Below are 22,203 nucleotides of genomic sequence, written 5' to 3' on the forward strand. Positions count from 1 at the left end.
CGATCAGGCCGGCAGGGCCAGCAACGCGTCGGCGATGCGCACCGCGCCCAATCCATCCACCGTCTGGCCATCCACCGCCTGACCGTCGTCACCCTCGCCGATGCGGCGGCTCAGGGTCGCGCGCGCGTCGGCGTCGGCCCACAGCGCCAGGGCGGCGGTCGTGACGCGCTCCGCCGCCTCGGTCTTGTCCATGCCGCGCGCGTCGATGACCCGGGCCTTGGCCGATGCCGCCACGGCGCCGGCGCTGCTGGCTTGGTTGTCCGCCACCACCACCAGCAGGGTGGGCACCGCCAGGCAGGCCAGTTCCCCCAAGGTGCCGCCAGCGGCGGACACGGCCAGGCCGGCTTCGCGCATCAGCTCGGCCATGCGCGGTGTTTCCACATGCACGACCGTATTGGGGTAGCGGTCGCCGGCGGTGCGGATGCAATCGGTGTTGGGGTTGCTGCCCCCCACCACCACATCCAGGCCGACGCCGTCAGGCAGGGCCGGGGCCAAGCGCTTCAGGCAGGGCAGGGTCAGGCCCGCCGGGTCGGTGCCGCCGAAGGTCAGCAGCAGGCGGCGGCGTTGATCCAAAGGCGGCAGGGCTTGGCCGCGCGCCCGGCGGAATTCCGCCCGCAGGGGGGCATAGGCGGGGCCCAGCGCCAGCACGGCGTCCGGGTTGGCGGCGCGATAGGCGGCCTGGTCCACCGCCGCCCCCGGGTTCACGATCAGGCGGGCGTGCAGGGGCCGCGTGCCCGGCCCGTCATCGAAGGCCATGATCGGCACACCCTGGGCCGCCAGTCCGGCGCGATAGGCGTCGGTGAAGTGATAACCGTCCAGGATCAGGGCGCGGGCATCGTGCCGGCGCATCTGCTCCGCCAGGCTGGCCAGGTCAGCGCCGCTTGCCGCCGGGCCCGCCAGCAGGCCGACGCCGAAGCCGGCGGCGTTCAGCCGCTGTGCCAGGGCCGGCGGCAGGTCCACGGCCGCGAACAGGGGTGTCACCCCCCGTTCCCTCAGGGCCTCCGCCACCGACAGGCAGCGCATGACATGGCCGGTGCCCATGGATGCGGTGGCGTCGGCGCGGATCAGGACGGTTGGGCCGGCGGGTATGGGGGACGCGATCAACAGAGGGCCTTTGGCATCGGGACCGGAATGGCCATAGTATAACAGCTAAAGACACTTCTCTCAGGGCGGGTTGCGGTGAAGGCCATCGTCGAAGGCGTGCGGATCAAGGGCTTCCGGGCCGTGGTGCCGAAGGAACGGCATTCCTACCTGGAAGACCACACCCTGTTCACCGAGGAAGAGGCGAAGAAGCTTTACGCCACCATCGGCGTGGCGGAGCGCCGCCTGCTGCCCCGGCCCTACATGGCGTCCGACATGTGCGTGGCGGCGGCCGAGGGGTTGATGCGGCAGTTGGACTGGGACCCGGCCTCCGTCGACCTGCTGATCTTCGTCAGCCAGGACGCCGACTATGTCCTGCCGGTCACCGCCGCCGTCATGCAGCGGCGCCTGGGCCTGCCCACCAGCGCGGCGGCCTTCGACGTGCCGCTGGGCTGTTCCGGCTTCGCCTATGGCACCTGGATGGCGGCACGCCTCTTGGGCGGCAGCACGGCGCGGCGCGCCTTGGTGCTGGCCGGCGACAATTCCGCCCGCTGGCTGCGCCCGGACGACCGCGCCACCCTGCCCCTGTTCGGCGACGCCGGCAGCGCCACGGCGCTGGAGGTGGATGCGGGGGCGCCCCCCATCCACGCCGTTCTGGGCACCGACGGCAGTGGGGCCAAGCACATCTTCGTGAAGGCCGGCGGCAAGCGTGATTGCCTGATCCCGGGTGAGGAACCATGGTCGGAGGAGGAGCACAAGCGCCTCTACCGCGACGCCCGCCTGCACCTGAACGGGGCGGAGGTCTTCACCTTCACCTTGCGCGCCGTCCCGCCGTTGCTGCGCGAGGCGATGGAGCACGCCGGTGTGACGCTGGACGATTTGGACATGATCGTCCCGCACCAGGCCAACCGCATGATGCTGGACCATATCCGGAAAAAGATCGGGGCGGCGCCCGAGCGCTTCCTGATCGATATGGAGAAGTTCGGCAACACCAGCTCCGCCTCCGTGCCGCTGGCCATCTGCCACCGGCTGGGGCCCATGCTGGCGGAAGGGCCGAAAAAGCTGCTGATGGCCGGCTTCGGCGTCGGCTGGTCCTGGGGCACCCTGGTGGCGGAGGTCGGTCCCATCGCCCAGCCCACGCTGGCCGAGCTGCCGGACGATTTCCCGCCGTTGGAAGTCTGACGCCCGTGAACGCCTGGAACCTGCCGCCGGAACAGCCCTGCTGGCCGTTCGACGGCGGCGACTGGCGGATGGCCATGGGCCTGATGGCGCTGGACCCCGCCCGCTGGCTGATGGTGGATGACAGCTGCCCCGCCCTGCTGGCGGAACGGCGCCAACTGCTGGCCGAACGGCACGGGGCCGTGACCGGCTTCCTCCCGGGCAGCGCGAATGCCCAGGCCGAACTGCTGGCGTTGCTGGCGGACCATCTGCCCCATCACTTCCCGCATGCCTATGCCCGTGACGGGCGCCGCCTCACCTGTCACCTCACCGGAGAGGCGTGGGATTTGGCGGAGGCCGGCCCCAATCCGCTGGAGGTCGCCGGCCGGCTGGTGGCGGAGGATCTCTGCCTGCTGCTGCCGGGTCCCGATGGCGCCCCGGTGCTGGCCGCGGCCGTGCTGTGCTTCCCCAACCGTTGGCGCCTGCATGAGAAGCTGGGGCGGCCCATGGCCGGCATCCACGCGCCGGTGGCCCTCTATGGGGAAAGGCTGGGGCGGCCGGTGGACCGCTTCCTGGAAACACTGGCGCCGGAACGGCCGGTGTGGCGCATGAACTGGGGCCTGAACGACGACCCCACTCTGTTCCAGCCGGATGAGGTGGCGCACACCGAGGCCGACGCCGCCATCACGCCCGGGAACGCCGGGCGTCGCCTGTTCCTGCGCATCGAACGTCAGACCCTGCGCCGCCTGCCCGCCACCGGCGCCGTGCTGTTCACCATCCGCACCTATCAGCGCGCCCTGGCCGATCTGACCGCGACCGAGGCGGCGCAGTTCGCCCGTGTCCTGCGCACGGTGCCGGAACCGGTGGCCCGCTACAAAGGACTGCCGCGCACGGGCGGCCCCGCCCTTGGTTTCCTGGACCGTGTGGCGCAAGGGCCCGGCCCCTCATAAGGCCCATGGGGAATTTCCAACCGTGCCCGTGTTGACAGGGCGCGGGCGGGATAGTCCTATCGGCGGGCCGTCCGGCCCTGCCGGATGGCGACACGCTTGTTCTCAGGGCAGGGTGGAAATCCCGACCGGCGGTATCCCCTCTTGACGGAGGGGGAGCCCGCGAGCGCCCAGGGGCGGTGACGCCCCTGGGGTCAGCAGACCCGGTGAAACGCCGGGGCCGACGGTTACAGTCCGGATGGAAGAGGATGAGCCGGCCTGCGGTACGCGGGCGCACACCCCCTTGGACCCCGCCGGGGCCGGGTTGGGGACGCGCACGTGCGCGGGGCCTGCCCCGGGGGACGATTCCGTCCGCCCGTCGTCTTTTCTCGCCCTGATTCAGGCTCGCCCGATTGTTCAACGGAGTGAGACCCTTGAGTCAGATTTCCCCTATCCCCGCCGCCACCCATGACGATGATCTGCTGTCCCGTTTCGGCGACGCCGAAGCCCGGGTGGCCCGCGCCGTGGCCGCCATCCAGGCGGGCCAGGGCGTGATCGTCGTTGACGATGCCGACCGTGAGAACGAAGGCGACGTCATTTACGCCGCCGACAGCCTGACGGTGGAGCAGATGGCCCTGCTGATCCGCGACTGCAGCGGCATCGTCTGCCTGGTGCTGACCGACGACCACGCCCGCGCCCTGGACCTGCCGCCCATGGTGGGCGCCAATTCCTCGCGCTACGGCACCGCCTTCACCGTCAGCATCGAGGCCAAGGCCGGCGTCACCACCGGCGTCTCGGCCGCCGACCGCGTCACCACCATCCGCACGGCCATCGCCGCCGATGCCCGGCCGGAAGACCTGGCCCGCCCTGGCCACGTCTTCCCCCTGCGCGCCCATCCCGGCGGGCTGGCGGCCCGCCGCGGGCATACCGAGGCCACCATCGACCTGGTGTGCCGCGCCGGCCGCGCGCCCGCCGGCGTGCTGTGCGAGGTGATGAAGCCCGACGGCAGCATGGCCCGCCTGCCCGACCTGGTGGCCTATGCCGAAACCCATGGCATGCCCCTGGTCAGCATCGAGGATCTGGTGGCGGTGGCGGATCCCCAGCGCGCGGTCGCTTGAGGATTGGCACCTGCCAAAATAGGACGGGACGAAAAAGACCTCTTGCCAGGCGATGGGCGGCGTTGTACCAATTGGTCAACGACGTACCGATCGGTACAAGTTGTCCATGCAAACCCTGATCTTTGGAGGTCCCCATGTCCCGTCCGCCTTTACCCCCCTACACTCTTGATACCGCCATCCAGAAGGTCCGCGCCGCCGAGGATGGCTGGAACAGCCGCGATCCCGCCAAGGTGGCGCTGGCCTACACGGTGGATAGCCGCTGGCGTAACCGGGCGGAATTCGTCACCGGCCGCCCGGCGATCGAGGCTTTCCTGGCCCGGAAGTGGGCCAAGGAACTGGACTACCGCCTGATCAAGGAAATCTGGGCATACACCGAAAACCGCATCGCCGTACGCTTCGCGTACGAATATCGTGACGACAGCGGCAACTGGTTCCGCGCCTACGGCAATGAGAATTGGGAGTTCGATGCCGATGGCCTGATGCGGGCGCGCCACGCCAGCATCAACGAACACCCCATCACGGAGGCGGACCGCAAATTCCACTGGCCGCTGGGCCGCCGCCCGGATGACCATCCCAGCCTCAGCGACCTGGGCCTGTAAGGCATGGCCCGCACCCTCGCCGACCGCCAGGACGTCATCCCCGTCCTGGCCGAGGTCTTCCGCGACCATGGCTTCGAAGGCGCCAGCCTCTCGGCCATCACCGCCCGCACGGGCCTGGGCAAGGGCAGCCTGTACAACTTCTTCCCCGGCGGCAAAGCCGAGATGGCGGAGGTGGTGCTGGCCCACATCGACGGCTGGTTCCGCACTCACGTTTTCGAGCCGCTCGACCGGACGGACGACGGCCTGATGGCGGTGGAGGCGATGTTCCAGGCCACCGACGCCTATTTTCGCTCTGGCCGGCGGGTGTGCGTCGTGGGCGTCTTCGCCTTGGGCGATGCCCGCGACCTGTTCACCGACCAGGTCCATGGCTATTTCGCCGCCTGGGTGCGGGCCCTGGCCGGCGCCCTGGTACGGGCCGGCCGCGACCCCGACCACGCCCAAGCCGACGCGGAGGAGGTGGTGGCCGGCATCCAGGGCGCCCTGGTGCTGGCCCGGGCGCTGAACGACACCGGCGTCTTCACCCGCACGCTGGCGCGGCTGCGGCGGATCGCGATGGGTGATCAAGGTGGGGATGCCTAAACGGCCTATTCCATCGGCCAAGGGCTGATACACCCGCATAATACGCGCGACAGCTGCCGGCGTATCCATCATCTGGAATACCACCTTTGTAGCAAAACCAAGGTCTTGTGGTCCAACACCTGCCCACTTTGCGTAATCCATGGGTGAACATCATCCGGTGGAGCGCGCGTCATGACGTTGCTGAGCAATCTTCGAATCCTGGGGAAACTGGCCGCGGCCTTCTCCCTGGTGCTGGTCATCTCCTTCGTGGTCAGTGGCCTGACCTACACCCGGGTGTCCTTCATCCAGGACAGCACCGGATGGACGACGCACAGCTACAAGGTGCTGGACGCCGTGGACGCGGCGCTCGCCGCCCTGGTCGACCAGGAAACGGGCCTGCGGGGATATCTGGTGTCGGCGGACGAGGCGGTGCTGGCCCCCTACACCAATGGCGCCGACGCCTATGCCCGGGCGATGGCGACGGCACGCGGCCTGACCGCGGACAATGCGGCCCAGCAGCGACGCCTGGACGATATGGATCGCCTGGCCCGGGCGTGGCGCAACGACTATGCGGAAAAGCTGGTGGCGCGCATGAAGACGGACCAGCGGGACCAGGCGCGCACACTGGAATCGGTGACCGGCGGCAAGGCGCAGATGGACGCCATCCGCGCCAAGGTGGCCGAGATCACGGTGGCGGAGCGCGGCTTGCTGGACCAGCGGCATGATGAACAGCAGGCGGCCTTTCACATGACCTATTGGACCACGGCGCTGGGCGGCATCGCCGCGATCGTGGTGGCCATCCTGGCGGCGCTGATGCTGTCCGGCACGATCGCGACCCCCATCGCGGCCTTGACCGACCGCATGCGCCGGCTGGCGGAGGGGGACCGGGGCATCATCGTCGATGGCCTGCAGCGCCGGGACGAGGTGGGCGCCATGGCCCGCGCGCTGGAAGTGTTCAAGCAGAACGCCATCGAGGCGGACCGGCTGGCGGCGGAACAGCGCCAGGCGGAGGAGGCCAAGCTGCGCCGTGCCCAGGCGGTGGACCGGCTGGTCCAGGGCTTCGATGGCGCCGTCGCCGGCATTCTTGAAGCCGTGAGCGGGGCGGCCACCCAGCTGGACGCCACCGCGCAGAGCATGGCCGACGTGGCGGAGCGTACCAAGGCCCAGGCCGCCGCCACGGCGGCCGCGGCGGAACAAACCTCCGCCAATGTTCAGACCGTCGCTTCCGCCGCCGAGGAGATGACCAGCTCCATCCAGGAGATCAGCCGGCAGGCCGCCCGGTCCAGCACCGTGGCGTCCGAGGCGGCGCAGGCCGCGACCCGGTCCGACGCCCTGGTCCAGGGGTTGGCGGACGCCGCACAGCGCATCGGCACGGTGGTGGAACTGATCCAGTCGATCGCGGGCCAGACCAACCTGCTGGCCCTGAACGCCACCATCGAGGCGGCCAGGGCCGGCGAGGCGGGCAAGGGCTTCGCCGTCGTGGCCAGCGAGGTCAAGGGCCTGGCCAACCAGACGGCGCGGGCGACCGAGGATATCGCGCGCCAAATCCAGGAAATGCAGGAAGCGACCAGTGGCGTCGTCGCCGCCATCCAGGGCATCAGCGGCACCATCGGCGAGGTCAACGGCATCTCGGCCACCATCTCGGCGGCGGTGGAGGAGCAGAACGCCACCACGCTGGAGATCGCCCGCAACGTCACCCAGGCGGCCCAGGGCACGGGCGAGGTGTCATCCAACATCGCCCGGGTCACGGGGGCGGCCGGTGAAACCGGGGCCGCCGCCTCCCAGGTGCTGGCCGCCGCCCGCTCCTTGGGCGGCCAATCCAACGCGCTGCGGTCCGAGGTCGTGCGCTTCCTCTCCGAAATCCGGGCCGCCTGACCGGCCGCTACGCCACCGCCCGCACCCGCCGGGCGGTGGCGAACACCGGCACGCCCAGGACGCGGACATAGCACAGCCACCAGCGCAAGCTCCGGCTGTACTTGCTGCGCCTGTACGTGCCGGGCAGCGGCGCCAGGCGCGTACGCTCCTGCCGCCAGGGCAGGTCGTGGATGACGGGATGGGGGGTCCCGCACAGGCGTGCCACATGCGCCTCGATCAGGTTCACGGGATAGTACCGCGCCATGCGCTCCAGCCGTTCCCGCAGGCGGGCCACCCGTTGCTGGTTCTGGCTGAACACCGCCACCTTCACCAGCGGCATGCGGTGGGTCTCCAGACAAGCGTCGAAATAGATGTCGGAATACAGCTCCTTGGCCACGAAGGCTTGCGGCAGGTAGCGGCCGGGGCGGAAGCCCAGGGACAGCAGCCGCTGGCTGAGCCCGAATTCGTAGGCGCGGCAGACGGCCGCCTTGTCGGGCTGGCGCGTCACCCCCTCCCAGAAGCGGGTGAATTCCGGATGGCTGGTCACCGTCGGGCGGAAGACCAGGAAGTTGCTGGTGAGATAGCGGATGTCGCCATCCACCAGCCCATCGGTCAGCCCCCAGAAGTCGCAGTCCCGCCCCGCCATCTTGTCGAACACGGGGGCGAAGGGGAACACGCCACCGTAACAGCTGTCGTTGGCGACGATGACCTCGTCATAGGCGGCGATGTCGGCACCCAGGGCCTGGAAGCCCAGCTTCCAGCTGCCGAAGTCATAGGCGCCGTGGCGGCCCGCGTGCACCAGTTCGGCCAGTCCCGCCAGCCGTTCCGCCTGGCCGTCCATGAGGGCGCCGTCGGAGATGAACAGGATGCGCTCCGCCACCTCGCGCAGGCTGCGCAGGTAATAGAGGACATGATCGTCGATCTGGCCGTCACGGTCGAAATGGGCGAACAGCGCCACACGGCGGGGGGCGATGGCGGGCGAATAATCGGTCGGGATCATGGTTGGGGCCTTTGCCCTGGGAACTGACTGTCTTTACCTTCCACGACCGTTAACCAAGAGACCTTGCGGCCTATCCGCCTTTTAGCCAGGGGGCCACGCCTGGCCATCCCAATCGGCGTATTCCCTGAATTTCAGGCGCTTTTCCGCCCACTCCGCCGCGGACATCTCGAACAGGTGGACATCGTATGCCTGACCTTCCTTCACGGCATGGTCCTTCAGCACCCCGACATGGCGATAGCCCAGCATGGTCTGGCCGCGCAGGACGCGGTCGTTGTCGGCCATGACCTGGTTCACCACCTTGCGCAGGCCCAGGGCGTAGAAGACATGGTTCAGGGCGTGGGCGAAGTTCAGCGGGGCAGAGCCGGTGCGTCCCCGCCGGTCGGCCATGTAGGCGCCCAGGGTGGCGACGCCCCAGGCCGCGTGGGTGACGGTGATGGAGGCGTAGCCCACCGGCACCCCGTCCACCATCATGATGCGGTGGTGATAGTCGTCGCGGGCGTTGCTGCGTGTCAGCCAGGCCCGTTGCTTTTCGATGTCGTCCTCCACCTGCGTGAACAGGTGGCGGGAGATGTCGGGCCGCAGACGCCAGTCCAGCAGCAGGCGGGCGTCGTCCTCCGTCGGCCGGCGATAGCTTAGGGTCATGCCGCGGTCTCCTTGTAGGGCGCGTCCGCCGGCAGGGGCGGGGTGTCCAGGCCCAGGACACGGGCCCAGGCGTGGTGGAAATCGGCGATGCGGCGCTCACGCCGGCCCAGGATGCCGGGGCCCAGGGCCGCCGCCCGCCCTTGCTGCACCCGCTCGCACAGCGGCTGGTCCTCCAGGATGACGGCGCGGGCGGACCCAGCCAGAACGCTGGTCAGCGACCGGCGGAACGCCGCCACGGCCGGCTTTTCCGGTGCCGTCACCGGCAGGAACAGGCGCCAGTCCAGGCGGCTGCGGTCCGGCGCCAGGGGCGTCACCGTGTGGGTGATGACCATGGCGCCGTAAAAACTGGCCACATACAGGTTGGGAAAGACGAAGCAATGGTCATAGCGGGCGTGGTCCGTCATCCGGCGCAGGCCCATCTTGCCGTCGATGCGCCGCCACCACGTCTCCGTCCCCTCCGACAGCAGCCAGCTGGACATGCTGTGGCGGCCGTGGCGGGTGGTGGCCAGGTGGGTCTGCCAGTCGGCATGCACGGCGGGGTGGATGGTGGTGGGGTGGACGGTGGACCCGTGGAAGTCGTCCATGGTGTTCTCCACCAGCGCCTTCCAATTGGCGGCGAACGCCACATGGTCCTCGGCGATGGGCTGGTCGCACTGGCCGGACAGCCGGGCCAGGTGTGCCGCCACCGGTCCCAGATGGTCGGCCAGGCCGGGGCCGCCGCCCTCCAGCCGCACGAAGATGAAGGCGCCGCAGGCGTCCACCTCCAGCGCCCGGCCCTCCTCATCCGTGGCCGTGAGCGCGGCGGTCACGGTGACGGGCGTGCCCAGCACCGTACGTGTTAGGGGCGCGTCGAACCGGGTGCCGACGTACAGCCACTGCCGGCGCAGCGCCGCCAGCTCCCGCGCGTGGCAGCCGGGATCGTCGAACCAGCGGGCGGGCAGCATCTCCCCCATCCCATCTCCCCCCATCATGCCGGCTCCGTGAAGATGGCGGCGGCGTCCGCGTTCACCCACACCTGGCCACCGGCCACGGCCAGCCCCACCGGCGTCAGGGCCAGGCGGCGGCGGGCGTCCGCGTCCAGGTGGAAGTCGCTGTCGTCGAAGGGGATGCCGATGGGCACGCCGGCCGCGTCATAGACCCAACCGTGATAGGGGCAGCGCAGCAGCCCGCGCCCGCAGGGCTGATCGTGGATCAGGGCGTAGCGGTGGGAGCAGACGTTGCGGAAGGCTTTCAGCGCCCCCTGGAAATTCTGCACCACCACGGGGATAGCGGCCCCGCCGGCATCCGGCGCCCGGCCCGTCAGGTAATCGCCATGGCCGGCCACGCTGGCGGCGTCGCCCAGCTTGATCCAGGGGGCCGTCACGCCGTGCGCCCGCCGTCGACGGTCAGGGCCGTGCCGGTGATCCAGCGGCCGGTGTCCGCCAGCAGATAGGCGATGGCGTGGGCCACGTCGTCGACATGGCCGAATCCAAGGGGCTGCAGCCGCTGCAGATGGTCGATCTGTTCCTGGCTCAGCTTCTCGAACCCGCGTTCGATCAGGTCGGTCATGACGATGCTGGGCACCACGCAGTTGACGCGGATGCCGTCTGGCAGCAGCTCGGCCGACAGGCCCTTGGTGGCGGCGATGATGCCGCCCTTGGCCGCGGCGTAGACGATGTTGGCGGGCGATGCGGCGGTGGCGGCGGTGGAGGAGATGAAGACCATGGCCGAGCGCTCGGCCCGCACGCCCTTCTGACGCAGGCCTTTGGCCAGGGCCAGGCACGAGCCCAGGTTGACCCGCATCACCAGGTCGAAGAAATCCTGGGAGAAGATGCGGATGGGGCGCAGCGTCTGGATGCCGGCGCAGTGCGCCACGCCGTCGAAAGGCCCGGACAGGGCCGCCTGCTCCTTCATCCAGGCCGGGATGGCGTCCAGGTCGCCCATGTCGAAGGGCGCCACACGGTGCCCCTCCCCCGCAAGGCGCGACAGGGTGTCGTCCAGGCGTCCCTCGTCCCGGCCGTTCAGGGTGACGCGGGCGCCCAGGCGCGACAGCAGCACGGCGGTGGCCTGGCCGATGCCGGCCGACGCGCCGGTGACCAGCATGGATCGGCTGGCCAGGCTCATGGGGTTGTGCAGTGTGTCGCTAGGCTGGGACATGGGGGCGTTTCCTTATCTTCCGCCCCGACTATCCGGGCCCCGGGCCGGGCCCGTCAATGACCTGCGATAAATCCCGGCGGGGAGGCCTTGACTCAAGAAAGGATCGAGATATATCGTGATTTACGATATATCGAATAACAGACGAGATAGGATCGAGAGACCATCATGCACTTTTTCAAACATCACGGCGGCAAGCATCCCGAGGGCGGGCGCCGCCACGCCCGGGGCCGCGACGGCGAAGGCTTCTGGGGCGCCTGGGGCGGTCACGGCGACCATTGGGGCCGGGGCGAGCGGGGCGAGGGCTTCGGCGGCCGGGGCGGCCGCGGCGGCGCCGCCCGCGTCTTCGAGAATGGCGACCTGCGCTTCCTGTTCCTGGACCTCATCCAGGAAAAGCCCCGCTACGGCTATGAGATCATCAAGGCCATCGAGGAAAAGGTCGGCGGCGGCTACAGCCCCAGCCCCGGCGTCGTCTACCCGACGCTGACCCTGCTGGAGGAAATGGGCCATACCGAGGTCTCGGTGGGGGAGGGCGGCAAGAAGCTCTACACCCTGACCGAGAGCGGCGCCGCCTTCCTGAACGATAACCGCCTGGTGCTGGCCGCCATCAAGGAACGGCTGGACAAGATCAGCGCGGTGCGCGGCTGGATGCCCCCATCCCCCGTCGTCCGCGCCATGGAAAACCTGAAAATGGCCTTGCGCCTGCGTCTGCGCGGCGGGACCCTGACGGAAGACCAGGCCCGCGCCATCGCCCTGGCCCTGGACCAGGCGGCGCAGGCCATCGAGCAGGCCTGACGGCCATCCCACGTGAACGGAGAGGACGCCCATGCCCACCCGTACCCGTGACTTGCCCCGGACCCGTGACGTGAACGCCATCGACATCCGGGGTCGCCTGCTGGCCCTGTCCCGCTCCCACGCCTTGGGCCGGCGGGTCGTTCACCCGGGCGAGGATCGCGACGCGGCCCTTCCCCCTTGCCCTGCCCCGCAAGACTCCGAGCAGGACAGGGATGTTCCAGGTCCCGGGGACCGGCACTAGCCCTCTGGTCAGGGGCGCCGACACTTGTCATACGAAACGGTCCGGTTGATGATCAGGCCCGTTTCACTTGGCAAGCGCGGCCGTATCCCTGCGGGGGAGGCCCGTCCCCTTTGCAGGACCGCCCCGGTAACATGACGCGTGCCGACGACAGCCTTCCGACGCGCCGCCTGACGGTGGCCTATGTCGCCGCCCTGTCCCTGATCGCCCTGCTGTCGGCATCGGTGCACCTGCTGCTGGACCATGTCATTTCCCAGCAGCGCGACAGCGGCACCATCATCAACGTCGCCGGCCGCCAGCGCATGCTGTCGCAGCGCATCGGCCTGCTGGCCCGCGACTTCTATGAAGGCCATGACGAGGCGGCGCGCGTCCCCCTGTTGCAGGCGGCCGCGACCATGGAGCGGGCGCACCGGGCGCTGCTGGGCGGCACCGGCGACATGGGCATCACCCACGGCCTGTCGGACGCCGCCCGGGCGCTATATTTCTCGCTGCCCACCGACCTCGACCAGCGTACCCGCGACCTGGTCCTGGCCGCCCGCATCCTGGCGGGGGCGGAGGGGCCGGATGCGGGGACGGCCGACATCCGTGCCCGGGCCTTCGCCGACATCCGCGTTCAGACCCGCGACATCCTGATGCCCATGCTGGACCAGGCGGTCCGCCAGTTCGAGACCGAGGCGACGGAGCGCATCGAGGGACTGCGGCGGGCGCAGCAGGGCGTGTTGGCCATCCTGCTGACCACCCTGCTGGCCGAGGCCGTGTTCATCTTCCGCCCCCTGGTCGGCCGGCTGAAAACCTATGCCGGCCGCCTCTACGACATGGCCACCCGCGATGTGCTGACTGGCCTGCCCAATCGCCGCCATTTCCTGGAGGTGGGGGAGCGGGAGGTACGCCGCGGGCGCGAGGCGGGCCAGCCCCAGGCCTTGTTGATGATCGACATCGACCATTTCAAGGCCATCAACGACACCTTCGGCCACGCCGTGGGCGATCGCGTGCTGTCGCAGTTCGGCCGCCTGCTGCAAGGCTGGCTGCGCGAGGGCGAGGTGGCGGGCCGCATCGGCGGCGAGGAATTCGCCGTCCTGCTGCCGGACGCCGATACCGTGGACGCCGCCGCGCGGGCCGAAACCCTGCGTCGCGCGGTGGAGGCGGCCCCCGTCAACGGCCACGCCACCCTGGCCTGGACGGTAAGCATCGGCGCCGCCCGGGTGTCCGGCGGGGACGAGGGCTTGGCCGACGCCCTGCGCCGGGCCGACATGGCCCTCTACGCCGCCAAGGCGGCGGGCCGCAACCGTGTGCAGCTCAGCGCCGACGTCTGATCGCCGCTTTCCGGTGGGGCCTGGCAAGGTGGCGCGCCGCGTCAGGCGTCGTAACGGCCGGAAGTGGGCGCGCGTTCCAGCGCCAAGGGCCGCACCGGCAGGGACAGGCCGTGGGCGCCCAGGGTGCCGGCCATGGCGCGGGACGCCACCAGCAGGCCGTCGGTGGTGCCCGGCCGCATCAGATGCTCCACCAGGGCATAAAACCTGGCCGGGGCGGTAGGGTCGGCGGAAGGCTGCGCCAAGGCCAGCAGGCGCAGCAGCTGGCGCTCATCCGGCGTCAGATCCTGGCAGCCGGGGCACCCCACCCGTGGCCGCTGCCGGGCCGAACGGCCATACAGCAGCAGGAAGGCGCGGAAGGTGGCCATCACCTCGTCCGCGTCCTCGCCGCATGCCTGCAGGAAGGCGTGGCGGATCAGGGGACAGCCGCGCCGGGCCGGGCTGGCATAGGGCTGGGCCATGTGGCGCAGGCTCCACACCAGCAGCCTTTCCCCGGAACTCAGGCCTTCCAGCGGGGCGGGCTGGGGCAGGCTGTCACGGGGGGTGATCATCAGATCGTCGGGCATCTCGGGCCTAGCTGCTGTCGTCTCCGGTTCGATCACGATAGTGAGAATCATTATTAGTTTCAATATCGAAGATTAATGACTTTTTAGGGGGATGATTCACTACTTTTGGTCAGGCGGTTAAAGCCTTTACGCCGGGTTAACCTTTCCCGCGCGAGGGTGGACACCAGGCCAAGGCCCCCGTGCCGGGGGCGCAAGGAACGGCCTGGGACAGGTGCTTGGGGAGGAACGCGATGCGCGACACGGGGCCCGTGACCAACCGTGAGGTGGAGTTGCGCGAGGGGGAACTGCTGGTCTCCCGCACCGATCCGTCGGGCCGCATCACCTACGCCAACCGCGCCTTCGTCCGCGTCAGCGGTTTCAGCCATGAGGAACTGATCGGCGCGCCGCACAACCTGGTGCGCCATCCCGACATGCCCAAGGCCGCCTTCGCCGACCTGTGGGCCACCATCCGCGCCGGGCGGCCCTGGGATGGGTTGGTCAAGAACCGCACCAAGGCCGGCGATCATTATTGGGTGCGCGCCAACGTCACGCCGGTGATGGAGGGGGGCACGGTCGCGGGCTTCATCTCCATCCGCAGCAAGCCCGGCCGGGATGAGGTGCGCGCGGCCGAGGCGCTGTATGCCGAGCTTCGCGCCGGCCGGGGAACCCTGAGGGACGGTGCGGCCGTCGCCACCGGCCTGGGCCCCCGCCTGCGCCATTATGCCGGCAGTGTGCGCGGCCGCATGATCCTGACCATGGGCACCATGATCGCCTGCACCTTGGTGGCGGGCGGCCTGCGTTTCCTCGGGCCCCTTGGCGAAAAGGTGGGCGACGCGGGCGCCGACAGCGCCCTGTGGCTGGGCGCCAACGCCGCCATCATCCTGGTGTCGCTGGCCGTGTCCGTGCTGGGCGGCAGCCTGATCCTGCGCACCCTGCGCCAGGCCCTGGGCCGGGTGGAGGGGCACTTCGCCGCCGTCGCGGCCGGGGAATTCGACCGCGCCATGCCGGCGGACCCGGTGGCGGAGTTCCAGGCCATGACCGCGACGCTGCGGGCCCTGCGGGCGCGCCTGGCCTTCAGCACAGATGAGCGGGTGGAACTGATGGAGCGCACGCGCGAAGAGGCCCGCCTGGCGCTGCTGGAAACCTGCCGCGCCATCGAGGCCGACCTGACCGCCACCTGGATGGGGGTGGAGCGGGGCAGCCACCGGGCGGTGGATGGGGTGGCCCATCTGAAGCAGGCCGTGACCGTGGTGCGGGAAAACACGGTGGCGGTGTCGGCCGCGGCGGAGCAGGCCAGCGGCAACGCCGGCAACGTCGCCGCCGCGACGGAGGAACTGGGCGCCGCCGGGGATGAGATCGCCCGCCAGGCCGCCCGTTCCAGCGACGTGGCCCGCCGCGCCGTGGACAGCGCGCGCCTGGCGGCCGGCGCCATTGAACGCATGGAGGAGGCGACGCGCCAGATCGGCACCGTCACGGACCTTATCGCCGATATCGCCGGCCAGACCAACCTGCTGGCCCTGAACGCCACCATCGAGGCGGCGCGGGCGGGCGACGCCGGCAAGGGCTTCGCCGTGGTGGCGCATGAGGTGAAGTCGCTGTCCGGCCAGACGCAGAAGGCCACGGATGACATCGGGACCCAGGTGGCGGGGCTGCGCGGCGCCGTGTCGGCCAGCGTGGACGCCATCCGCGCCGTCATCACCGTGATCGGCGAAATCAACGAGGCCTCGTCCGCCACGGCGGCGGCCGTGGAACAGCAGTCCGCCGCCAATGCCGAGATCGGGCGCAGCGCGTCGGAATCCGCCGGCGCCGCCCGGCAGGTGTCGCACAGCGTGGGCAGCATCCGGGGGCAGTCCGATGAGATCGCCACCATCGCCGCCGACCTGGACCTGCGGGTGAGCGAGACGCAGACGGCGGTGGTGGACCTGAAGCGGCGCATGACCATCGCCCTGCGCCAGTCGCTGGCCGGTGACCGCCGCGCCGCCGATCGCGTGCCCTGCGACATGCCGGCGACGGTGCAGGTGAACGGCCGCCCTTATGCCGGCCGGCTGCAGGACCTGTCGGCGCGCGGCGCCCTGGTGGCGGCGGATGGCCTGCCCGCCCTGGCCGACCAGCAGGAGGTGGCGTTGGCCGTGGACGGTGTGGGCACGGTGGCGGCGGTGGTGGCGGGCACCAGCGAACTGGGTCTGCACCTGTGCTTCATCCATGTCGACGCCGCGACGCAAAGCCGGCTGAAGGCGACGCTGGACCGGGCGCTGGAACGGCACCGCGGCTTCATCGACCTGGCGCTGGGCGCCGCCGGCCGCATGGGCCAGGCGCTGGAAGGCGCCGTGCAGGCGGGCGAGATCACCGAGACGGCGCTGTTCTCGCACGACCTCGACCCCATTCCCGGCACCGACCCGCAACAGTATATGGCGGCCTACACCCCCATCACCGACCGGCTGTTCCCCGACATCCAGGAGCCGGTGGCGGCGGGCGATCCGCGCATCCAGTTCTGCGCCGCCGTCGTGCCCTCCGGCTACCTGCCCACCCACATGAAGCGGGTGTCGCAGCCGCAGCGGCCGGGCGACTACACCTGGAACATGGCGCACAGCCGCAACCGTCGCCTGTTCAACGACCGCGCCGGCCTGGCCGCCGGCCGCAATACCGGCGACTTCCTGGTGCAGTCCTATTCGCGCGACATGGGTGGTGGCGTCATCGTCCGCCTGAAGGAGGTGGACGCCCCCATCCGGGTGCGCGGCCGCATCTGGGGCAACGTCCGGGTGGCGTTCAAGGACGAATAGCGGTCCCCCGGACGCCTGTGAAAACCGGGATGTAAAAATTTTGACACATCCACAAATTTGAACCGTCCCGCCCCGGGCGTCGCCGCTATGCGGCAGCGGCGGGGGTTGGCGGCTTTACCCGCGCGCGGGCGCGCTTTACCAGGAAGGGACAAACGTTAAGCCGCCATCGTGTTTCCCCGGGCCAACCGGGGCGAAGACGGGCCGGGGCCGGGGGGCCCCGGGATGGGCCTGGGTTGAAGGGGGAGGCCGCACAGCCATGCAGATCGTCAGCACCACCGACCGTCGGCGGCAAATGCCCATGGGCGACCGCATCCGCGCGCGGCGCAAGGCGCTGGGCCTGACCCTGCAGCAGGTGGCCGAACGCTCCGGCCTGTCGGCCCCCTTCATCAGCCAGGCGGAACGGGATTTGAGCGTGCCCTCGCTGGTCTCGCTGCTGGCCCTGGCCGACGCCCTGACCGTGGACCTCACCTATTTCATGGAGGTGCCGGACAGCGGCACCATCGTCCACCGCGCGGCCAAGCCCCGGCGTATCGAGGTCGACAGCCCGGTGGATTACATCGATCTGGCCAGCGACCTGGCGGACCGCAAGCTGGACATCATCCTGATGCGGGTGCCGCCGGGCCATGCCTTCCCCACCGACCAGCGCAATGGCGAGGACTTCCTCTACGTCGTGGAGGGCGAGATGACGGGAACGGTGGGCAAGACCAAGGCCAAGCTGGGCGCCGGCGACAGCCTGCATTTCGACAGCCTGCAGCCGCACAGCGCCCGCAACGCCTCGGACCGGGACGTGGTGCTGCTGTACGTCGGCACCCCGTCCATCTTCCGTAAGTCGGCCGACGGCGTCATCGAGGCCGACGAGGCCGATGCCTGACATCTCCTTCCGGATCACCCCCATTTGTCCTAAGCAGCGTATTGCATCCGGCCCCGTCCTGACCCACTACTAAAGGCAACAGACAGGGGCGGGGGCGATCCGTGGCAGCGGACGACCGCCCTCACGGATGGGGTTCATGAAAAACACGATCAGCGCACTTCTGCTGTCGCCCGGCCTGATGCTGGGGGCGACCGCCGCCTTCGCCGATTCCACGCCCGCCACGCCGCCGACCGGCATCCCCGAGGACAGTCGGGCGTGGATGGAGGATATGAACAACGCGGACGCCCTGGCCTGGGCCAAGGCGGAAACGGACCGCTCCACCGCCGTGCTGCAGGCCGATCCGCGCTATCCCGCCCTGCTGGCGGAGGCGACGGCCATCGCCGAAAGCAAGGACCGCGTGCCGGGCGTCAGCTTCCGCGGCGACGCCGTCTATAATTTCTGGCAGGACGCGGACCACGTCCAGGGCCTGTGGCGCACCACCACCCTGGCCAGCTTCGCCAAGGCCAAGCCCGACTGGCAGACCGTGCTGGACGTCGACGCCCTGGCCAAGGCCGAGGGCGTGAAGTGGGTGTTCAAGGGCACCGACTGCGACGAGGAAACCCGTCGCCACTGCGTCGTCCACCTGTCCAACGGGGGGAGGACGCGGTCACCATCCGCGAGTTCGACATGAAGAACCGGGCCTTCGTGCCCGGCGGCTTCGCCCTGCCGCGCGGCAAGCAGAATGTCGCCTGGGCGGACACCGAAACCCTGCTGGTGGCCCGTGACTGGGGTGCCGGCACCATGAGCGGCGCCGGTTACCCCCTGGTCATCAAGTCGCTGAAGCGCGGCCAGCCGCTGGAGCAGGCGCGGGAGGTGTTCCGCGGCCAGCCGTCGGACATGTCGGTGGGCGCCGAGACCATGCGCGACGCCCAGGGCCACCAAGCCACGCTGATCACCCGCAACCTCAGCTTCTTCGAGGTGGAGACCTATCTGCTGGCGGGCGGCCAGCCGAAGCGCCTGGCCCTGCCGCTGAAGTCCCGCGTGCACGGCATCCACGAGGGCCAGTTGATCGTGGAGGTGAAGCAGGACTGGAACGCGGGCGGCGTCGCCGTTGCGCAAGGGGCCGTCGTGGCGCTGGATCTGGCGGCGGCCATGGCCGATCCGGACCACCTGCACCCGGTCCCGGTCTACACGCCGACCTCGCGCGAAGGCCTGAACGGCCTGGATTTCACCCGGCATCACCTGCTGATCAGCCTGACGGACAACGTGAAGGGCCGCGTTTACGTGGCCGACCGCAACGCCGACGGCAGCTGGCGCCGCGCGCAGCTGCAACTGCCGGACAACGCCAACATCACCGTCACCGGCGCGGACCGCGACCATGACCGCGCCTTCGTCACGGTGGCCGGCTTCCTGGAGCCGCTGACCCTGTCGCTGGTCGACACCAACACGGGGTCGGTGGAAAAGCTGAAATCCACGCCGCCGCAGTTCGACGCGTCCAAGGCGGTGGTGGAACAGCGCGAGGCGGTGTCCAGCGACGGCACCCATGTGCCCTACTTCGTCGTGCGGCCGCGCGACGTGCCCTTTGACGGATCCACCCCCACCCTGCTGTACGCCTATGGCGGGTTCGAGGTGCCGATGCTGCCCCGCTACCTGGGCGCCACGGGCAAGATGTGGCTGGAACGCGGCGGCGCCTATGTGCTGGCCAACATCCGGGGCGGTGGGGAGTTCGGCCCCGCCTGGCACGAGGCCGGCCTGAAGACCAAGCGCCAAGCCATCTACGACGACTTCGTGGCCGTGGCCCGCGACCTGATCGCCACCAAGCTGACCAGCACCCGCCGGCTGGGCATCGAGGGTGGTTCCAACGGTGGCCTGCTGATGGGTGTGCAGTTCACCCAGCATCCGGAACTGTGGCGCGCCGTCGTCATCCAGGTGCCGCTGCTGGACATGCTGCGCTTCCCCGTCATCGGCGCCGGCGCCTCCTGGATGGGGGAATACGGGGATCCGGCGGTGCCGGAGGAGCGGGCCTTTCTGGCCGGCATCTCGCCCTACCATAATCTCAAGGCAGGGGTGACCTATCCGGAACCCTTGTTCGTCACCTCGGCCAAGGATGACCGTGTCAATCCCGGGCACGCCCGCAAGATGGCGGCCAAAATGAAGGAGATGGGCCTGCCCTACCTCTATTACGAGAACACCGAGGGCGGTCACGCCGCCAGCGCCAACCTGAAGGAAACCGCCCGCCGGCAGGCGCTGGAGTTCACCTACCTTTTACGGAAACTCAAGGATTAGGGATCAATCCTGGAACGGGGGCAGATGTTCCCTGCCTCCGTTCCGCCGTCCCCTTGACCCGGCCGCCACGGCTGTCGCCGGGGGGACGCGTCCCGATCCGCCGAGGCTGTCGCGTCCCATGCCGTCCCCTTGTTCCCGTGTCCTTCCGGCTTTGCTTTTGGCGCTGTCGCTGGCGGCATGCGCCCAGAACCCGGCCGCCGAGCAGGCGGCCCCGCTGTCGGGCCTGTCCGCCACCTACACCGACCCCTACGCCTGGCTGGAAACGCCCGACTCGCCGGATGCCCTGGCCTGGGTGGCGCGGCAGAACCAGCGCACGCTGGCGGAACTGACGCAGGACGCGCCCCTGTCCGATTTCATTTCCACCGCCACCCTGCTGGCGCATGAGGCGTCGGAAGAGGGCGGCAATGGCGCCCTGCCCTCGGGCGGGGCGGTGGACGGCAAGGATCCGGCCGTCACCACCATCGACGGCGTGCGCCATGTCTATGCCGGGTCCAATTGCTACGGCACGGTCGATCCCGATGCGCCGCCGCCGGCCCCGGGGGCGGACCCGGTGGTCATGGGGCGCACCTGCCTGGTGTCGCTGTCGCGGACGGGGGAGGACGCGGTGGAGGTGCGGGAGTACGACCCCGTGGCCAAGGCCTATGTGCCCGGCGGCTTCCACCTGCCCTACGCCAAGCAGACGGTGGTGTGGCTGGACCATGATACCCTGCTGGTGGCCCGCGGCTGGGATTCCAGCGACACGGCACTGACCCGTTCCGGCTATCCCTACGTGGTCAAGGTGGTGCAGCGCGGCCAGCCGCTGGATCAGGCGCACGAGATTTTCCGGGGCCGTGTCACCGACACCTCCGTCAGCCCGGCCATCTTCCGCGACCGCCAGGGCCACCGGGCCATCGTGCTGGTGCGCCGGCCCAGCTATTTCACCACCGAACACTATCTGGTCGAAGGCCGCCACACGCTGAAGCTGGGCCTGCCGCCGTTGGCCGAGCTGGCGGTGCTGGCCAACGGGCAGCTGGTGGTCAAGCTGGGGCAGGACTGGCAGGCGGCCAGCGGCCGCACCTTCCCCGGCGGTTCCTACGTCTCGGTGGATCTGGAGGCCGCCCGCCACGACCCGGCCAAGCTGAAGGCGGCCCCCGTTTACCTGCCTGGCCCGCGCGAGGCCGTGACCAACCTGGTGAAGGCCCGGTCGCACCTGGTGGTCACCAGTGACGAGAACGTGCGCGGCCGCCTGACGGTGCTGACCCGCGTCGACGGCGGCTGGAAGACGACCCGTGTCGACCTGCCCGACATGTCGGCCGTCAGCATCAAGTCCAGCAGCGAGGACAAGGACAAGCTGACCGTGACCGTGGCCGGCTTCCTGACACCCCAGGCGGTGTGGAGCGTGGACCTGGACAGCGCCGCCGCCACCCTCGTCAAGGCCGGCAGCCCCGGCTTCGACGCCAGCCCCTACACCGTGGACCAGTGGCAGGCCGTGTCCACGGACGGCACCGACATCCCCTACTTCATCGTCCACCGCAAGGACATGGTGCTCAGCGGCGACAACCCCACCTTGCTGACGGCCTACGGCGGTTTCAACCTGTCGCGCCTGCCGACATATTCCGCCACCATCGGCAAGCTGTGGCTGGACCGGGGCGGTGTCTATGTCGTGGCCAACATCCGGGGCGGGGGTGAGTTCGGCCCCGCCTGGCACGAGGCGGCGCTGAAGACCCACCGGCAGAAATCCTTCGACGACTTCACCGCCGTGGCGCGTGACCTGATCCAGCGCCAGGTCACGCGGCCGGCGCGCCTGGGCATCAGCGGCGGATCCAACGGCGGCCTGCTGATGGGCGTCGCCCTGACCCAGCATCCCGACCTGTGGGGGGCGGTCGCCATCAAGGTGCCGCTGCTGGACATGCTGCGCTATGAGGCCATCGCCGCCGGCTCGTCCTGGGTGGCGGAATACGGCAGCGTCGCGGTGCCGGAGGAGCGGGCCTTCCTGGCCAGCATCTCCCCCTACCAGCGGCTGGATCCGACGCGCACCTACCCGGAAACGCTGATCATGACGGCCACCCACGACGACCGCGTGGGCCCCGGCCATGCCCGCAAGTTCGCCGCCCGCATGGAGGCGCTGGGCAAGCCCGTGCTGTTCTATGAAAGCGACGAGGGCGGGCACGGCACACGTGGCCTGGATGACGCGGCCCGCGCCCGCGGCCCCGCCCTGGAACTGGCCTACTTCGCCTCCCGACTCATGCCCCGGCAGGCCGAGCGTCCCGCCGGCGGCCAGGTGGTCGCGGGGGCCGCCGACTAGGCCCCATCCGGGAAGACCCTATCTATGTAGCTTCTCCGTCCGCGCCC

20 protein-coding genes and 1 riboswitch are annotated in these 22,203 nt (G+C 69.9%); of the genes, 13 read left to right on the plus strand and 7 right to left on the minus strand.

Annotation, left to right across the window (positions count from 1 at the left end; translation table 11 throughout):
- Positions 1 to 3: 3 nt before the first annotated feature.
- Positions 4 to 1,104, minus strand: coding sequence for a UDP-2,4-diacetamido-2,4,6-trideoxy-beta-L-altropyranose hydrolase (pseG, locus tag UAJ10_RS29590; protein ID WP_322918991.1), 1,101 nt, complete (start codon positions 1,102 to 1,104; stop codon positions 4 to 6).
- 75 nt (positions 1,105 to 1,179) lie between these two features.
- Between pseG and UAJ10_RS29595 the strand changes: the two genes are divergently transcribed.
- From UAJ10_RS29595 to UAJ10_RS29620, 6 genes are all read left to right on the plus strand, one after another.
- A complete protein-coding gene (locus UAJ10_RS29595; protein WP_322918993.1) occupies positions 1,180 to 2,262 on the plus strand; it encodes a 3-oxoacyl-ACP synthase III family protein in 1,083 nt (360 codons plus the stop codon).
- A gap of 5 nt (positions 2,263 to 2,267) precedes the next feature.
- Positions 2,268 to 3,188, plus strand: coding sequence for a heme-dependent oxidative N-demethylase family protein (locus tag UAJ10_RS29600; RefSeq protein WP_322918995.1), 921 nt, complete (start codon positions 2,268 to 2,270; stop codon positions 3,186 to 3,188).
- A 94-nt stretch (positions 3,189 to 3,282) separates the two neighbouring features.
- A riboswitch (FMN riboswitch) is annotated at positions 3,283 to 3,439 on the plus strand.
- A 159-nt stretch (positions 3,440 to 3,598) separates the two neighbouring features.
- Positions 3,599 to 4,282: a 3,4-dihydroxy-2-butanone-4-phosphate synthase gene (gene ribB, locus UAJ10_RS29605; protein WP_322918997.1), complete on the plus strand. Its 684-nt coding sequence runs from the start codon at positions 3,599 to 3,601 to the stop codon at positions 4,280 to 4,282.
- A 134-nt stretch (positions 4,283 to 4,416) separates the two neighbouring features.
- Positions 4,417 to 4,881, plus strand: coding sequence for a nuclear transport factor 2 family protein (locus UAJ10_RS29610; RefSeq protein ID WP_322918999.1), 465 nt, complete (start codon positions 4,417 to 4,419; stop codon positions 4,879 to 4,881).
- Between the two features lie 3 nt (positions 4,882 to 4,884).
- Positions 4,885 to 5,460, plus strand: coding sequence for a TetR/AcrR family transcriptional regulator (locus UAJ10_RS29615; RefSeq protein ID WP_322919001.1), 576 nt, complete (start codon positions 4,885 to 4,887; stop codon positions 5,458 to 5,460).
- A gap of 171 nt (positions 5,461 to 5,631) precedes the next feature.
- A complete protein-coding gene (locus UAJ10_RS29620) occupies positions 5,632 to 7,314 on the plus strand; it encodes a methyl-accepting chemotaxis protein (RefSeq protein WP_322919003.1) in 1,683 nt (560 codons plus the stop codon).
- 7 nt (positions 7,315 to 7,321) lie between these two features.
- On the opposite strand, the gene UAJ10_RS29625 is transcribed toward UAJ10_RS29620, so the two are convergent.
- From UAJ10_RS29625 to UAJ10_RS29645, 5 genes are all read right to left on the minus strand, one after another.
- On the minus strand, positions 7,322 to 8,293 hold the full coding sequence (locus tag UAJ10_RS29625; protein ID WP_322919005.1) for a rhamnan synthesis F family protein: 972 nt from the start codon (positions 8,291 to 8,293) through the stop codon (positions 7,322 to 7,324).
- An 81-nt stretch (positions 8,294 to 8,374) separates the two neighbouring features.
- Entirely contained in the window at positions 8,375 to 8,935 is a 561-nt protein-coding gene (locus tag UAJ10_RS29630; RefSeq protein ID WP_322919007.1) for a GNAT family N-acetyltransferase, read from the minus strand.
- Positions 8,932 to 9,879 carry an RHO alpha subunit C-terminal catalytic domain-containing protein gene (locus UAJ10_RS29635; RefSeq protein ID WP_322919009.1) on the minus strand — a complete coding sequence of 316 codons (948 nt, stop codon included), beginning with the start codon at positions 9,877 to 9,879 and terminating at the stop codon, positions 8,932 to 8,934. Before UAJ10_RS29635 ends, UAJ10_RS29630 begins: the two co-directional genes overlap by 4 nt.
- Positions 9,880 to 9,902: 23 nt before the next feature.
- Positions 9,903 to 10,298, minus strand: coding sequence for a Rieske 2Fe-2S domain-containing protein (locus UAJ10_RS29640; protein WP_322919011.1), 396 nt, complete (start codon positions 10,296 to 10,298; stop codon positions 9,903 to 9,905).
- Positions 10,295 to 11,071 carry an SDR family NAD(P)-dependent oxidoreductase gene (locus tag UAJ10_RS29645; RefSeq protein ID WP_322919012.1) on the minus strand — a complete coding sequence of 259 codons (777 nt, stop codon included), beginning with the start codon at positions 11,069 to 11,071 and terminating at the stop codon, positions 10,295 to 10,297. The genes UAJ10_RS29640 and UAJ10_RS29645 overlap by 4 nt, the downstream gene beginning before the upstream one ends.
- Positions 11,072 to 11,236: 165 nt before the next feature.
- On the opposite strand from UAJ10_RS29645, the gene UAJ10_RS29650 reads away from it, so the two are divergent.
- A complete protein-coding gene (locus UAJ10_RS29650) occupies positions 11,237 to 11,863 on the plus strand; it encodes a PadR family transcriptional regulator (protein ID WP_322919014.1) in 627 nt (208 codons plus the stop codon).
- 372 nt (positions 11,864 to 12,235) lie between these two features.
- Positions 12,236 to 13,414: a GGDEF domain-containing protein gene (locus UAJ10_RS29655; RefSeq protein WP_322919015.1), complete on the plus strand. Its 1,179-nt coding sequence runs from the start codon at positions 12,236 to 12,238 to the stop codon at positions 13,412 to 13,414.
- Positions 13,415 to 13,455: 41 nt separating this feature from the next.
- On the opposite strand, the gene UAJ10_RS29660 is transcribed toward UAJ10_RS29655, so the two are convergent.
- Positions 13,456 to 14,028, minus strand: a complete 573-nt coding sequence (locus tag UAJ10_RS29660) for a hypothetical protein (RefSeq protein ID WP_322919016.1) — start codon at positions 14,026 to 14,028, stop codon at positions 13,456 to 13,458.
- Positions 14,029 to 14,207: 179 nt separating this feature from the next.
- Here UAJ10_RS29660 and UAJ10_RS29665 point away from each other — a divergent pair, with 179 nt between their 5' ends.
- The 5 genes from UAJ10_RS29665 (at position 14,208) to UAJ10_RS29685 (ending at position 22,156) form a co-directional block, all read left to right on the plus strand.
- Entirely contained in the window at positions 14,208 to 16,736 is a 2,529-nt protein-coding gene (locus tag UAJ10_RS29665; RefSeq protein WP_322919017.1) for a methyl-accepting chemotaxis protein, read from the plus strand.
- A gap of 256 nt (positions 16,737 to 16,992) precedes the next feature.
- Positions 16,993 to 17,607 (plus strand): helix-turn-helix domain-containing protein, encoded by a 615-nt coding sequence (locus UAJ10_RS29670; protein WP_322919018.1) that lies wholly within the window; start codon positions 16,993 to 16,995, stop codon positions 17,605 to 17,607.
- Positions 17,608 to 17,743: 136 nt separating this feature from the next.
- Positions 17,744 to 18,277, plus strand: coding sequence for a hypothetical protein (locus UAJ10_RS29675; RefSeq protein ID WP_322919019.1), 534 nt, complete (start codon positions 17,744 to 17,746; stop codon positions 18,275 to 18,277).
- Positions 18,274 to 19,872 carry a prolyl oligopeptidase family serine peptidase gene (locus tag UAJ10_RS29680; RefSeq protein ID WP_322919020.1) on the plus strand — a complete coding sequence of 533 codons (1,599 nt, stop codon included), beginning with the start codon at positions 18,274 to 18,276 and terminating at the stop codon, positions 19,870 to 19,872. The genes UAJ10_RS29675 and UAJ10_RS29680 overlap by 4 nt, the downstream gene beginning before the upstream one ends.
- A gap of 157 nt (positions 19,873 to 20,029) precedes the next feature.
- Positions 20,030 to 22,156 carry a prolyl oligopeptidase family serine peptidase gene (locus tag UAJ10_RS29685; protein ID WP_322919021.1) on the plus strand — a complete coding sequence of 709 codons (2,127 nt, stop codon included), beginning with the start codon at positions 20,030 to 20,032 and terminating at the stop codon, positions 22,154 to 22,156.
- Positions 22,157 to 22,203 lie beyond the last annotated feature (47 nt).

It is taken from the genome of Nitrospirillum guaranorum (assembly GCF_034653275.1).
Taxonomy (GTDB): Bacteria; Pseudomonadota; Alphaproteobacteria; order Azospirillales; family Azospirillaceae; genus Nitrospirillum.

Bases quoted from the DNA above. Each gene is read 5' to 3' on its own strand.
- UAJ10_RS29610 (WP_322918999.1), top strand. From the start codon at position 4,417: ATGTCCCGTCCGCCTTTACCCCCCTACACTCTTGATACCGCCATCCAG.
- UAJ10_RS29670 (WP_322919018.1), top strand. From the start codon at position 16,993: ATGCAGATCGTCAGCACCACCGACCGTCGGCGGCAAATGCCCATGGGC.
- UAJ10_RS29645 (WP_322919012.1), bottom strand. From the start codon at position 11,071: ATGTCCCAGCCTAGCGACACACTGCACAACCCCATGAGCCTGGCCAGC.
- UAJ10_RS29620 (WP_322919003.1), top strand. From the start codon at position 5,632: ATGACGTTGCTGAGCAATCTTCGAATCCTGGGGAAACTGGCCGCGGCC.
- UAJ10_RS29660 (WP_322919016.1), bottom strand. From the start codon at position 14,028: ATGATTCTCACTATCGTGATCGAACCGGAGACGACAGCAGCTAGGCCC.
- UAJ10_RS29615 (WP_322919001.1), top strand. From the start codon at position 4,885: ATGGCCCGCACCCTCGCCGACCGCCAGGACGTCATCCCCGTCCTGGCC.
- UAJ10_RS29635 (WP_322919009.1), bottom strand. From the start codon at position 9,879: ATGCTGCCCGCCCGCTGGTTCGACGATCCCGGCTGCCACGCGCGGGAG.
- UAJ10_RS29675 (WP_322919019.1), top strand. From the start codon at position 17,744: ATGAAAAACACGATCAGCGCACTTCTGCTGTCGCCCGGCCTGATGCTG.
- UAJ10_RS29680 (WP_322919020.1), top strand. From the start codon at position 18,274: ATGAAGAACCGGGCCTTCGTGCCCGGCGGCTTCGCCCTGCCGCGCGGC.
- UAJ10_RS29650 (WP_322919014.1), top strand. From the start codon at position 11,237: ATGCACTTTTTCAAACATCACGGCGGCAAGCATCCCGAGGGCGGGCGC.
- UAJ10_RS29625 (WP_322919005.1), bottom strand. From the start codon at position 8,293: ATGATCCCGACCGATTATTCGCCCGCCATCGCCCCCCGCCGTGTGGCG.
- UAJ10_RS29655 (WP_322919015.1), top strand. From the start codon at position 12,236: ATGACGCGTGCCGACGACAGCCTTCCGACGCGCCGCCTGACGGTGGCC.
- UAJ10_RS29630 (WP_322919007.1), bottom strand. From the start codon at position 8,935: ATGACCCTAAGCTATCGCCGGCCGACGGAGGACGACGCCCGCCTGCTG.
- UAJ10_RS29665 (WP_322919017.1), top strand. From the start codon at position 14,208: ATGCGCGACACGGGGCCCGTGACCAACCGTGAGGTGGAGTTGCGCGAG.